Source organism: Streptomyces alboflavus (assembly GCF_000716675.1).
In the GTDB taxonomy this organism is placed as follows: domain Bacteria; phylum Actinomycetota; class Actinomycetes; order Streptomycetales; family Streptomycetaceae; genus Streptomyces; species Streptomyces alboflavus.
The window spans coordinates 1-254 of the sequence record NZ_JNXT01000160.1 but is presented as its reverse complement, the minus strand read 5'-3'; the positions used below and the strand labels follow the sequence as shown (position 1 = coordinate 254).

Genomic DNA, 254 nt, shown 5'->3' with positions numbered 1-254 from the left:
GAGAACTCAACAGCGTGCCAAAAGTCAACGCCAGATATGTTGATACCCCGACTCACTTCGGTGAGTTGAGGTTCCTTTGAAAAAGTCCTGTACGGCATGTCCGTGCAGGCGCACAGCGAGGACGCTGTGAACGGCCGGGATTATTCCTCCCGACCGTTCCGCTCTCGTGGTGTTGAACCGGATTACCGGTACACATTCACGGAGAGTTTGATCCTGGCTCAGGACGAACGCTGGCGGCGTGCTTAACACATGCA

Annotated in this window: 1 rRNA gene; it reads left to right on the top strand. The window is 55.1% G+C overall.

Features of this window, described 5'->3' with window-relative positions:
* Positions 1-195: 195 nt before the first annotated feature.
* A 16S ribosomal RNA gene (locus OO63_RS41160) occupies positions 196-254 on the top strand; the annotation flags it as partial.